Genomic DNA, 12,061 nt, shown 5'->3' with positions numbered 1-12,061 from the left:
AGCGCCGATGGTACTGCAGGGGGGACCCTGTGGGAGAGTAGGACGCCGCCGAACAATTATTGCGGGAAGACCCTGTACCGGGAACGGTACAGGGTCTTTTTGCGTTTAGGGTCGGTGTATGCGCTACGACCTGGTTATCTTCGACAACGACGGTGTTCTCGTCGACAGTGAGCCGATTTCCAATCGGTTGCTCGCCGGCTTTCTCACCGAGCTGGGGCACCCGACGTCGTACGAGGACTCGTTGCGGGACTACATGGGTGGAGCCATGCACCGCGTGCATGATCTCGTGATGGAGCGGACCGGGCGGCGGTTGCCCGACGACTTCGACGAGGTCTTCCACCAGCGGGTGTTCGCGGCGTTCGAACGGGAGCTGGAGCCCGTTCCCGGCGTCGTCGGTGTGCTGGAGAAGCTCGCCGGGGACGAGGTGGCGTACTGCGTGGCGTCCTCCGGGAGCCACGAGCGGATTGGGGTGGGGCACCGCAGGACGGGGCTCGACCGGTGGTTCGAGGACGAGCGGATCTTCAGTTCCCAGGACGTGGGGCGGGGGAAGCCCGCGCCGGACCTGTTCCTGTACGCGGCAGCCCGGATGGGTGTGGCACCCGAGCGGTGTGCCGTGGTCGAGGACAGTCCGCTGGGTGTCCAGGCCGCCGTCGCCGCCGGGATGGACGTGTACGGCTTCACCGCGATGACGCCGGCCGAGAAGCTCGCCGGGGCCACCCGACTCTTCGCGGACATGGGAGAGTTGGCTGACCTGCTGCGCGGCTGACGCCTGACATTTGTCATGCGCGGCTCTGGACGGTTGTTTCTACTGCGGGCCCCCGTCCCGGCGCGAAGCTGAGTGCATGACCAAGCCTCGTAAGTCTCGCGCCTTCGTGTCGCTGCTCCTGGACGTGGGAGTGCCCCTCGGGTCGTACTACCTGCTGAAGGGCGGATTCGGGACGAGCGCGGTCGCGGCGCTCGGCTGGAGCAGCGTCGTGCCCGTGCTGCGGACCGGGTGGGGGGTGTGGCGGCAGCGGGAGGTGAACGCGCTTCCCCTGCTCATCCTGCTGGCCAACCTGATCGGCCTGCTGCTGGGCGTCGGTACGGGCGACGCCCGGCTGATGCTGGTCAAGGACAGTGCGGTCGGCAGCCTGGTCGGGTTCGCGCTGCTGGGGTCGGTACTGGTGGGGCGGCCCATGATGACGGCGACGCTGAAGCCGTGGCTGGTGAAGGGGGACGGTCGCCGGGAGGCCGCCTGGGCACGGCTGAGGGCGGAGTCGCCGGCGTTCCGGCGGGCGGAGCTGCGGTTCTCGGCGGTGTGGGGGACGGCCTTCGTCGCCGAGTGCGCGCTGCGGGTCGTGGGGGTCTACACGTTCCCGGTGGACACGATGGTCTGGCTCGGGACGGTCGTCATGATCGTGACGATGGTGTTCGCGTTCGCGGTCAGCGGTGCGCTGGGGGCGGGACCCATGGTTCACATGATCGGTGCCGCCCTGGCCTCGGACCGTGCTCCCGAGAGCGGCACGGTCGTCGTCGGGGACCAGGAAACTGAGCAGAATTCATCTTTGGCTGGATCTACCCACCGGTAGGCCGGGGCCCTACGCTCGCCGCCATGACTGATGTGCTGCGGCGCGGCAGGGCCTCGCTCGCGTTCGGCTTCTTCGCCCAAGGGGTCGCCTTCGCGCTGCTGGTGACGCGTATCCCGGCCATCCAGGACCGGTACGGCGTCTCCGACGCGCTGCTGCCCGTCTTCCTCGCCGCCGTGCCGGTGCTGGCCGGGGCCGGGAGCGTGGCGAGCGAGCGTCTGGTGCGGCGGGTGCGGCCGAGCCGGCTGCTGCGCTGGTCCCAGCCGGTGGTGCTCCTGGCGCTGCTCGGTGTCGGGGCGGGGGACCGGGTGGCGGTGCTGGCGGTCGCGCTGGCCGTCTTCGGGCTGGCCGTGGGCGCGCTGGACGCGTCGATGAACATGCTCGGGGTGAGCCTGCAACGGGCGTACGGGCGCAGCATCATGCTCGGGTTCCACGCGACGTACAGCCTCGGCGGGATCCTGGGGGCCTCGCTGGCCTGGGCGGGGGCGCACTGGGAGCTGGCGCTGTGGGTGTCGTACCTGCCGGTGGTCGTCGTACTGCTGCCGGCCGCGCTGGTCGGGAGCCGGTGGTACGTCGACGGGGACGGCGGTGGTTCCGCGGACCTCGCGGACAAGGGGGCGGACGGGGCCGGTGCGGGGGTCGGCTTCAAGGTGCTGCTGCCGCTGTGCCTGGTGATGACGTTCGCGTACATCGGGGACTCGACGGTCTCCAACTGGAGCGCGAAGTACTTGCAGGACGTGCTGGGCAGTTCGGAGCAGCTCGCCACGGTGCCGTACAACGTGTACATGGTGACCACGCTGGTGGGGCGGGCCGTCGGGGACTTCGGGGTGCGGCGGCTCGGGGCCGTGACGGTGGTGCGGGGCGGCGCCGTGGTCGCGGCGGGCGGGTTCGCCGTGGTGGCGTCGGCGCCGGGGCCCTGGGCGGGGATGCTCGGGTTCACGCTGCTGGGGCTCGGGCTGTGTGTGCTGGTGCCGCAGACGTTCGCGGCGGCGGGACGGCTGGCGGCGGAGCGCGACGGCCGTCCGGGTGCCTCCGACGCGGCGGTGGCGCGGCTCAACGTGTTCAACTACGTCGGTTTCCTGGTCGGTTCGCCGTTGGTGGGGGCGCTGGGGGATGCCTGGAGCTACCGCGGGGCGATGCTGGTGCCGATGGTGTTGGTGCTGGTGACGGTCGTCTACGCCAGGTCGTTCGGGGACCGGCCGGACCGATACGGTGGCGGGCATGAGCGGCCGCGCACAGCTGATGTGGGACGAGGCAGTAACGGGCTATGACTTCGGGCCCGAGCATCCGATGGACCCGGTCCGGCTCGCCCTGACGCGCAGCCTGGTCGGTGCCCTCGGGCTCGACCGGGAGGTGGAGGTCGTCGCGGCGCGGCCGGCCGGGGAGTCGACTCTGCGGCTCGTCCACCGTGAGGACTACATCGACGCGGTGAGGGCGGCGTCGGCGGATCCGGACGCGGCCGACGGGTCGTACGGGCTGGGGACGGTCGACGATCCCGCCTTCGCGGGGATGCACGAGGTGTCCGCGCTGATCGCCGGGCAGTCGGTGGGCGCGGCGGAGGCGGTGTGGCGCGGGGACGCGCTGCACGCGGTGAACTTCGCGGGCGGGCTGCACCACGCGATGCCGGGCGCGGCGTCCGGGTTCTGCGTGTACAACGACGCGGCGCTGGCGATCGCGCGACTGCTGGAGCTCGGGGCCGAGCGGGTCGCGTACGTGGACGTCGACGTGCACCACGGGGACGGGGTGCAGGCGGCGTTCTGGGAGGACCCGCGGGTCCTGACGGTGTCGCTGCACGAGCACCCGCGGACGCTGTTCCCGCAGACCGGCTGGCCGGAGGAGACGGGCGCGGACTGCGCCGAGGGGTCGGCGGTGAACGTCGCCCTGCCGGCGGGGACGGGGGACGCGGGGTGGCTGCGGGCGTTCCACGCGGTGGTGCCGGAGGTCCTGGCGGAGTTCGGGCCGCAGGTGCTGGTGACGCAGCACGGGGCCGACACGCACTTCGAGGACCCGCTGGCGCACCTGGCGGTGTCGCTGGACGCGCAGCGGGCGGTGCAGGCGGCGTGTCACGAGTTCGCGCACGAGTACGCCGGGGGGCGGTGGGTGGCGCTGGGAGGCGGGGGGTACGCCGTGGTGGACGTGGTGCCGCGGTCGTGGACGCACCTGGTGGGGATCGCGGCGGGGCGGCCGGTGGAGCCGGAGACGGTGATCCCGGAGGGGTGGCGGCAGGAGGTGTACGCGCGGACGCGGCAGTTGGCACCGATGCGGATGACCGACGGGCGGTGGCCGGTGTCGTGGGCCTCGTGGGAGGCGGGGTACGACCCCGCGGACCGGTTGGACCAGGCGGTGCGCGCGGCCCGGCGGGCGGTGTTCCCGTTGCGGGGGCTGTTGGCGTAGGGGCGCCTTCTCTTGGGGCGGCTGTTCTTTGGTTGCCCTTTGGCTGCCCTTTGGCGGCCCGGTGCGGGTGCGGGGAGGGCGTGGGACGGGGCCGGCGCCTGCCGGGTGCCGCTTGGGGCGTTACGCCGACCGTGCGTAGGTTCTCCCGTTTCCTGCTCCGCTCACCGGGCGACACGGCAGCATCGGGTGGGTGCTGATGCGTGGAGCTCTTCGGGGCCATCTTCTTGGGGCGCGGCTGGCCGGGGTGGTGGCGACCTCCCGGGAGGCGAGTCTGCGGAGCTACCGGCTGTTCGCCGCGCGGGACCCCCGGGTGCTGATCGGGGTCGATCCGGAGGGGGAGTGGGGGCAGCGGGAGCTGCTCGCGCTGATGGCCCGGAAGTGCGGGGTTTCGGCCGATCCGCGCGACACCGCCGGCCAGGACGTGATCGACCCCGACCGGACCCTCGCGGCGCTGGACGCGTTCGCCGTCCGGCTCGCGGCGGTGGCCGAGCGGCGCGCTCCGGTGCTGCTCGGCACCGGGCACCCGCATCGGCTGCTCGGTTTCTACGTCGCCTTGGCCGAGGCGCTGTCGGCGGCGGGATGTTCTGTCCTCACCCCGGCGCAGGGTCGCTCTGTCGACATAACGACCCGGTTCGGTCTACGCACGTACAACCTCGACTACGTCCGCGGAGTCGCGTTGGTGCGGGAGCCCGGCGCCGGGCACGCCGGTGGTGAGCCGGGCGCACACACGCACTCGCCGCTGCCGGTTCGTACCGCTCTGGCGGCCGCGGCCGCGGCCGAGGGCGGCGGGCCGCTGCCCGAGTTGGTGATCGGGGACCACGGATGGGCCTGCGGGGCAGGTCAGCTGGGGTTCGAGGCCATCGGGCCGGCCGATACGGATGATCCCGCGCTCTTCGTGGGAGAGGCCGAGGGGCTCGTGTCCGTCGCCGTTCCACTTGATGACGCCGTGCGACCCGAGTACTACCGACCGCTTACCCGCTACGTACTCAATCGGGCGTGTCTGTCACGGTAGGGAAGTGATGGGTGCACCTCTTCCCCACTCGCATCACCCGCCCCTACATTGGGGAGTGAGCACGCAGCGACGAAGAGTCACCGGAAGGGGAAGCCGGTGGCCGTCGAGTGCGGAAGGTTCAGGTGTGTCATGGCTGCAGATGGCGAAAGGCCTCTGAACGAGGTTCAGTTCCTTACCGTGGCGGAGGTCGCCGCGGTGATGCGCGTGTCCAAGATGACCGTGTACCGGCTGGTGCACAGCGGTCATCTGCCCGCGATCCGGGTGGGACGGTCGTTCCGTGTCCCGGAGCAAGCGGTTCACGAGTACCTCCGCGAGAGTTACGTGGGGGTGGAAACGGCCTGACGGCCCTCGATTACGACCTCGGCGCTCGGACCGGTAGGCTGGCCCCTCGTAGGTCGTGTGGGCCCATGGCGCTCACCAACCGAGTGATGAGAAGTGAGCGAGGGTAGTCGTGGGCTCTGTTATCAAGAAGCGGCGCAAGCGGATGGCCAAGAAGAAGCACCGCAAGCTGCTGAAGCGCACGCGCGTTCAGCGTCGCAACAAGAAGTAGGCGACGCTGCGCCGTCGGCGTGGTCCGTGGCCCCCCACCTCATCCGGTGGGGGGCCACGGTCGTTTCGCGGCCGTTTTCCGTCGTCCGCCGTGTCCGTCGGTCATCACGGCGCAACACCTACCGGTTAAGTTGGCCCCAGCAGGGGCGGGGCGGGGCAGGGCTGGAGCAGGCGGAAGGAAGGCGCTGATCTTGGGCAAGGTCGTGCTCGTGACCGGAGTGGCCCGGCAACTGGGCGGCCGGTTCGTCCGGCGCGTCCAGCGTGATCCCGACGTGGAGCGGGTCGTCGGGGTGGACGCCGTCGTGCCCGAGCACCATCTGGGCGGTGCGGACTTCGTCCAGGCGGACATCAGGCAGTCGGCCATCGGGCGGGTGCTCGCCGAGACACGGGCGGACACGGTCGTCCACCTGGACGTGACGGGGACGCCGCTGGGCAGCGGCAGCCGCACGTCGGTGAAGGAGACCAACGTCATCGGCACGATGCAGTTGCTCGGCGCCTGCCAGAAGTCGCCGACAGTACGGCGGCTGGTGGTGAAGTCCAGCACGAACGTCTACGGCTCCGCGCCCCGCGATCCCGCCGTCTGCGTCGAGACCACGGCACCCAAATCCCTGCCCAGCGGCGGGTTCGCCAAGGACGCGGTCGAGGTCGAGGGGTACGTGCGGGGCTTCGCGCGCCGCCGGCCGGACGTGTCGGTGACCGTGCTGCGGTTCGCCAACATCCTCGGTCCGGCCGCGGACACACCGCTGGCCTCGTACTTCGGGCTGCCGGTGCTGCCGACGGTGTTCGGCTACGACCCGCGGCTGCAGTTCGTGCACGAGGACGACGTGATCGAGGTGCTGCGGGTCTGCGCGCACGAGCCGCGGCGGGGCACGCTGAACAGCGGCACGTTCAACGTCGCCGGGGACGGTGTGCTGCTGCTCTCCCAGTGCTCACGGCGGCTCGGCCGCCCCACGGTTCCGCTGCTGCTGCCCGCGGTCACCTGGGCCGGCTCGCTCGTGCGTACGCTGGGGATGACGGACTTCTCCCCCGAGCAGATCCGGCTGCTCACCCACGGCCGGGTGGTGGACACCACGCAGATGCGCGAGACGCTGGGCTTCACGCCGACGTACTCGACGGCCGGTGCGTTCGCGGACTTCGCACGGGGCCGGGGCGCCGGGCTGCTGCCGCCCGAGGCCCTCGCGGGGGCCGTCGACCGGATCGCGGAGCTGTCCCTGCGGGGCAGCGGCCACCTCCCGACGCAGAGCGCCAACTGAGGAGCGCAGCAACGATGGCGGACGCCAAGGTCATTCCGTTCGACGACGACCGGTCGCGGGGGAACCGGCGCAGGGCGAAGGACGAGTCCGCGCCGGCGGGCGAGGTGCAGCCGCTGCCCCTGCGGGGAGCCCCGCCCGGGGACGCCCGCGAGGACGACCCCGTGAGGCCGCCGGCAGCTCCGGGAGCGCAGACGGCGGCCGGGGACGACGGTGAGGGGGACGGCGGCGACGGGGACGGCGGCCTGGAGCGGCGCCTCGCGGCCGGGCTGTCCTTCCTGCGCCGCCGGCTCACCGGGGACTACGAGGTCGACGACTTCGGCTACGACGCCGAGCTGACCGACCAGGTGCTGATGTCCCTGCTGCGCCCGGTGTACGAGAAGTACTTCCGGGTCGAGGTGAAGGGCGTGGAGAACATCCCCGCCGAGGGCGGTGCGCTGATCGTCGCCAACCACTCCGGGACGCTGCCGCTGGACGGGCTGATGATGCAGGTCGCCGTGCACGACCACCATCCGGCCGACCGGCACCTGCGGCTGCTGGCGGCGGACCTGGTGTTCGTGCTGCCGGTCGTCAACGAGCTGGCCCGCAAGCTCGGGCACACGCTGGCCTGCGCGGAGGACGCCGAGCGGCTGCTCGCCCAGGGCGAGCTGGTCGGGGTGATGCCGGAGGGCTTCAAGGGCATCGGGAAGCCGTTCGGGGAGCGCTACAAGCTCCAGCGGTTCGGGCGGGGCGGGTTCGTGTCCACGGCGCTGCGGCAGGGGGCGCCGATCGTGCCGTGCTCGATCGTCGGGGCGGAGGAGATCTACCCGATGATCGGCAACTCCAAGACTCTGGCACGGCTGTTGGGCTTCCCGTACTTCCCGCTCACGCCCACTTTCCCGTGGCTGGGGCCGTTGGGGGCGGTGCCCCTGCCGACGAAGTGGACGATCCAGTTCGGCGAGCCCATCCCGACGGACGGCTACGCACCGGAGGCGGCCGAGGACCCGGTGCTGATGTTCAACCTGACCGACCAGGTACGGGAGCAGATCCAGCACACGCTCTACAAGCTGTTGGTGCAGCGGCGGTCGGTGTTCTTCTGACGCGGGGCGGGGTGTGGCGGCGGGGCGCGGTGAGTCGGCGGACGGAGTCCGCCGCAGCCGGGCGAAGCCCGCGCAGCGGTGCGAGTCCGGCGGTGTGGGTGGGCTCCGGCACACGCTCTACAAGCTGCTGGTGCAGCGGCGGTCGGTGTTCTTCTGATCGGGCGGCGAGGGGGCGCCCCCGGAGCAGGGAGCGCCCCCTCGTGCTCAGTCGGCGTCCTCCGCCTCGATGCCCAGGCCGGGCAGGAGGCCCGGGAGGAGGGGCGGGAGGGTGACGTCCGGCTTGGCGGGCGGGGTGTTGCCGCCCGCGGGCGGGGAGGCCGTGCCGCTGTCGTCCTTGGGCGGGTCGAGCAGGCCGCCGGTGCCGCCGCCGAGCAGCCCGTCGTTCTCCGCGCCGGAGTCGGCGGACTCGCTGGGCCGGTCGGAGTGGGAACGACCGCGCTCGGACGTGCCCTCGTCACCGGTGCGGGGCGCCGGGGAGTGACCGGAGCCGGGGGTGTCGGTGGTCGTCGAGCCGGAACGGCCGGGCCGGCCGCCGTTCCCGCTGTCCTGGTCCCGCTCCGGCGACGGCGGCAGCATGGACTCCAGCGGGGCCACGTCGTCGTCTATGGCGTCGAACACCGACGACACCTGCTCACTGACGTCCCCGAGCTGCACGGGCAGCCGGTCGCGCAGGGCTCCCCAGGTCTCCCGGTGGGACTGGGAGAAGGCCGAGAGGGCCTGCATGGGGGCCAGCGAGTCGGGATCGTGGGCGTAGGCGGCGCTGAGCAGGCGGTGGCCCTCGGAGGCGTCGTGGCGCATGCCGGACAGCGCGCGCCGGATCTCGCCGAGGGACTCGTGGTCGAGGGAACCGCTGCGGTCGCGCTCCATCAGCCGGCGTGCCTCGCTCAGCCGGGTGGAGGCGAGGTTCAGATAGGCCCGGCCCCGCTCGTCGTTGCCGTCGGCGAGGCCGAGGCGGAAGTCCTCTATGCCGCGCTTGAGGCCGTAGAGCGAGTCTCCGGGCAGGGCGTCGGAACTGGCGGCGGCGACTCCGCCGAAGGCTCCCGCGGCCACGCTCACGCTCAGTCCGCCGGCGGTGAGGCCCTTGGCCAGCCGCGAGCGGGGCCGGAACCTGCTCAGCGGGGCCGCGCGATGGGTGCCGCGTGCCCGGCGCTGCTCCGGTACCGACGCGTCCGCCGCCCCGCCGCTCGCGGTGCCCTCCTGCAGCATGGCCTCGAAGGCGGCCACGAGCCGGGCCCGCTGGACGACCTTGACCTCGGGATCCAGCTCGGGCCGGGGCAGCGACTCCAGACCGCGGGCGAGGGTCGTCAGACGCCCCTGCTCGGTCGGTTCCGCGGTGGCCCCGGCGGGTGCCGGTCCTCCGGACTGCTCGGCCGCCGCCCCGGGATCGGACTGCTCCTCCAGAGCCTGGGCGAAGGCGTTCGCCCGCCGGTGTGCCGATACGTTCGCGATCACTGGCGGCACCTCCTCTCGTCATCACGGTCGACTCCCCAGGGGGTCCTGAGGGTTGCACGCCCTGATCGAAACCCTCCGATCGGGTGATCGAAGTCGGCCAGGGAGTGACCACAGGGAGCCTGCATCCCGCACAACGAGCGGCGCGGCACTTGGGTTACGGACGGCGGATGATCGGACCGCGGACTCAACAGACCCTCACCGAAGGTGACTTGGGGAATGCGGGAAGTGAACGCCTCAGCGGGCGTCGTCCGGGAGCAGCCGGGCGAGGGTGCGTACCGCCCGGTACTGGAGCGTCTTGATGGCACCCTCGTTCTTTCCCATGACGCGGGCGGTCTCCGCGACCGAGAGGCCCTGGAGGAAGCGCAGGGTCACGCACTCCTGCTGCTGCGGATTGAGCCGGCGCACGGCCTCCAGCAGGGCGGCGTTGGAGAGGGACTCGAGGACGGAGTCCTCGGGGGAGCGCTCGACCTCGTTGGCGTCGAGCATCTCGCCGGTGGTGACCTCGAGGCGGAAGCGGCTGGACTTGAAGTGGTCGGCGACCAGGTTGCGGGCGATGGTCACGAGCCAGGCGCCGAAGTCGCGCCCCTGCCAGGTGAAGGTGCCGATGCGCCTGAGGGCCCGCAGAAAGGTCTCGCTGGTGAGGTCCTCGGCGGTGGCCTTGCCGCCCACGCGGTAGTAGATGTACCGGTACACGGTGTCGCTGTACTGGTCGTAGAGCCGGCCGAAGGCGTCGGCCTCGCCGGCCTGGGCCCGCTCGACCAGGTCCATCATGCGGGCGCTGTCGCTGTCCGCGGCGGGGCGGCGGTGGGTGGTGGCTGCTCCGGAGGAGCGCGCGCGTCTGCCGACGGCGGCGCTTCCTTCGGCCAGCGCGTAGCACGGGCCGACGGGCACGGCGGCCGCGGCGAGGGCGGGGACGGCATACGCGGTGGGGACGAAGCCGCGCAACAGGTCTTGGGCTGATTTGACCGTTGCGCGCAGCGTAGCCAGGCCCGAGGCGTCAACCCCGACGTGTGGGTACACGGGACTCCCAGAGGCAGAGCTTCCATCACGTGCAGTACGGAACCATTCACCCGTCGTAGCGAAGGTGGGGCACCGGAATGCGTCTGAGGAGAATAACGCTTCGTACAGGTGCTGCTACGCCCAGTTGCTCAAATCATCGATTACGTCGCTTCCGTGCCCGATTGACGCTCGATCAGGTGCGCCAGATTGATCACTTGACGACCGGAACGGTTCGGATTCCGGGTGACTACAGAGCGTGTTGTGGTCGATGTGGGTTAGGGGGACTGCGGGGCCCGCGCCGGGGGTACGTCATCCCGATTGGGCAGGCGCCGGCGGCTCCCGGTCAACGGCGGCGCCGGTGCAGGGCGATGGCCGCCGCGGTGCCGCCCGCCACCGCGCCGACGCCCGCGGCCGCGGGGATGCCGACCTTGGCCGCCTTGCGGCCGGTGCGGTAGTCGCGCAGCCGCCACTCCAGCTCGCGGGCGTGCTTGCGCAGCTTGGAGTCCGGGTTGATCGCGTACGGGTGCCCGACCAGCGAGAGCATCGGGATGTCGTTGTGGGAGTCGCTGTAGGCGGCGCAGCGGGACAGGTCCAGGTCCTCCGCCGCCGCCAGCGCGCGCACCGCCTCGGCCTTCGCGGGGCCGTGCAGCGGTTCGCCGACCAGCCGGCCGGTGTAGACGCCGCCGACGGACTCGGCCACCGTGCCGAGCGCACCGGTCAGGCCCAGGCGGCGGGCGATCACCTGGGCGATCTCGACCGGGGCCGCCGTGACCAGCCAGACCTTCTGTCCGGCGTCCAGGTGGGCCTGGGCGAGGGCGCGGGTGCCGGGCCAGATCCGCTCGGCCATGTACTCGTCGTAGATCTCCTCGCCGATCGACTTCAGCTCCGAGACGCGGTGGCCCTTGACGATCGAGAGCGCGGAGTCGCGGGCGTCCTGCATGTGCTCCGGGTCCTCGAACCCGGCCAGCCGGAACCACGCCTGCTGCCAGGCGAAGCGGGCGAGGTCGCGGGTCTCGAAGAACTTCCGCTTGTACAGGCCCCGGCCGAAGTGGAAGATCGCGGCGCCCTGCATGACGGTGTTGTCGAGGTCGAAGAAGGCGGCGGCCCGGTCGTCGCCGTGCACCGGGAACTCGGGCTCCGCGCCGGAGTCCGTTTCCTGCGCGGTCTCTGCGGTCTCGGCGGCCTCCGCGGACTTGCGCGCCGCCTCCGCCGAGGCCTCGCCTGCCAACACGCTCCGCGCCGTGGCGGAGCGCCTACGGGGAGTGAGCCATCGAAGAGCGGCCATGCCCGTGAGCATAGCCAGTGTGTTCGGATGTTTCGGAGCCGAGAGGTTTGGGGGCCGTGAACTCCGGGCGACCGTGCCGTGCAACCGCCTCCCGCCGAGGGGGCGCCGGGGCGCGCGAGAATGGCCGGCATGAGCCCCCTGTTCCGCCGCCAGCCCGCGCGGCCCGAGACCCCTGAGCACTCCGAGAACCATCTCGTCACCCTCATCCGCAAACCCGGCTGTCATCTGTGTGATGACGCACAGCTCGTCGTCGAGAAGGTCTGCGCCGAACTCGGCGTCCCCTGGGAGGGGAAGGACATCACCGAGGACCGCCAACTCCATGACCAGTACTGGGAGCAGATTCCGGTCGTGCTGGTCGACGGACGGCAGCACACCTTCTGGCGTGTGAACGAGGAACGGCTGCGCAAGGCACTGACCGATCAGTACAAGTAGTCCGTATGGTCGCTTAGGATCGATGGTGACCAGGTCTCGGGGGC

General features: G+C 71.6%; 13 protein-coding genes. 10 read left to right on the top strand and 3 right to left on the bottom strand.

The features are described from left to right. Window positions 1-118: 118 nt before the first annotated feature. The 9 genes from IG88_RS0108905 (at window position 119) to IG88_RS0108865 (ending at window position 7,849) form a co-directional block, all read left to right on the top strand. Entirely contained in the window at window positions 119-766 is a 648-nt protein-coding gene (locus tag IG88_RS0108905; RefSeq protein WP_031037112.1) for an HAD family hydrolase, read from the top strand. Between the two features lie 76 nt (window positions 767-842). After that, window positions 843-1,568 carry a VC0807 family protein gene (locus IG88_RS0108900; protein ID WP_031037108.1) on the top strand — a complete coding sequence of 242 codons (726 nt, stop codon included), beginning with the start codon at window positions 843-845 and terminating at the stop codon, window positions 1,566-1,568. Between the two features lie 23 nt (window positions 1,569-1,591). Next, complete coding sequence (locus IG88_RS0108895; protein WP_031037105.1) at window positions 1,592-2,836, top strand: MFS transporter; 1,245 nt, start codon at window positions 1,592-1,594, stop codon at window positions 2,834-2,836. Beyond that, window positions 2,787-3,959, top strand: a complete 1,173-nt coding sequence (locus IG88_RS0108890; protein ID WP_031037103.1) for an acetoin utilization protein AcuC — start codon at window positions 2,787-2,789, stop codon at window positions 3,957-3,959. Before IG88_RS0108895 ends, IG88_RS0108890 begins: the two co-directional genes overlap by 50 nt. Window positions 3,960-4,149: 190 nt before the next feature. After that, entirely contained in the window at window positions 4,150-4,971 is an 822-nt protein-coding gene (locus tag IG88_RS0108885) for a phosphatase (protein WP_031037100.1), read from the top strand. A gap of 129 nt (window positions 4,972-5,100) precedes the next feature. Next, window positions 5,101-5,313, top strand: coding sequence for a helix-turn-helix domain-containing protein (locus IG88_RS0108880; RefSeq protein WP_158716725.1), 213 nt, complete (start codon window positions 5,101-5,103; stop codon window positions 5,311-5,313). A gap of 109 nt (window positions 5,314-5,422) precedes the next feature. Continuing rightward, window positions 5,423-5,521, top strand: coding sequence for a 30S ribosomal protein bS22 (locus IG88_RS38490; protein ID WP_003948845.1), 99 nt, complete (start codon window positions 5,423-5,425; stop codon window positions 5,519-5,521). Between the two features lie 190 nt (window positions 5,522-5,711). After that, window positions 5,712-6,773 (top strand): NAD-dependent epimerase/dehydratase family protein, encoded by a 1,062-nt coding sequence (locus IG88_RS0108870; RefSeq protein WP_031037097.1) that lies wholly within the window; start codon window positions 5,712-5,714, stop codon window positions 6,771-6,773. A 14-nt stretch (window positions 6,774-6,787) separates the two neighbouring features. Next, a complete protein-coding gene (locus tag IG88_RS0108865) occupies window positions 6,788-7,849 on the top strand; it encodes a lysophospholipid acyltransferase family protein (RefSeq protein ID WP_031037094.1) in 1,062 nt (353 codons plus the stop codon). A gap of 204 nt (window positions 7,850-8,053) precedes the next feature. Here IG88_RS0108865 and IG88_RS0108855 read toward each other — a convergent pair whose 3' ends face one another. The 3 genes from IG88_RS0108855 to IG88_RS0108845 all read right to left on the bottom strand — a co-directional run bounded on the left by IG88_RS0108855 (window position 8,054) and on the right by IG88_RS0108845 (window position 11,585). Beyond that, on the bottom strand, window positions 8,054-9,301 hold the full coding sequence (locus IG88_RS0108855; protein ID WP_031037091.1) for a DUF5667 domain-containing protein: 1,248 nt from the start codon (window positions 9,299-9,301) through the stop codon (window positions 8,054-8,056). A gap of 234 nt (window positions 9,302-9,535) precedes the next feature. Beyond that, a complete protein-coding gene (locus IG88_RS0108850) occupies window positions 9,536-10,321 on the bottom strand; it encodes an ECF subfamily RNA polymerase sigma factor, BldN family (protein WP_031037089.1) in 786 nt (261 codons plus the stop codon). Between the two features lie 322 nt (window positions 10,322-10,643). Next, complete coding sequence (locus IG88_RS0108845; protein WP_037835602.1) at window positions 10,644-11,585, bottom strand: HAD family hydrolase; 942 nt, start codon at window positions 11,583-11,585, stop codon at window positions 10,644-10,646. Window positions 11,586-11,705: 120 nt separating this feature from the next. On the opposite strand from IG88_RS0108845, the gene IG88_RS0108840 reads away from it, so the two are divergent. Continuing rightward, entirely contained in the window at window positions 11,706-12,017 is a 312-nt protein-coding gene (locus IG88_RS0108840) for a glutaredoxin family protein (RefSeq protein ID WP_031037085.1), read from the top strand. Window positions 12,018-12,061 lie beyond the last annotated feature (44 nt).

The sequence above is a fragment of the Streptomyces sp. NRRL F-5650 genome (genome assembly GCF_000721365.1).
Lineage (GTDB): Bacteria > Actinomycetota > Actinomycetes > Streptomycetales > Streptomycetaceae > Streptomyces > Streptomyces ardesiacus.
The sequence above is the reverse complement of the archived record's forward strand: the minus strand, read 5'-3'. Positions and strand labels throughout refer to the sequence as shown.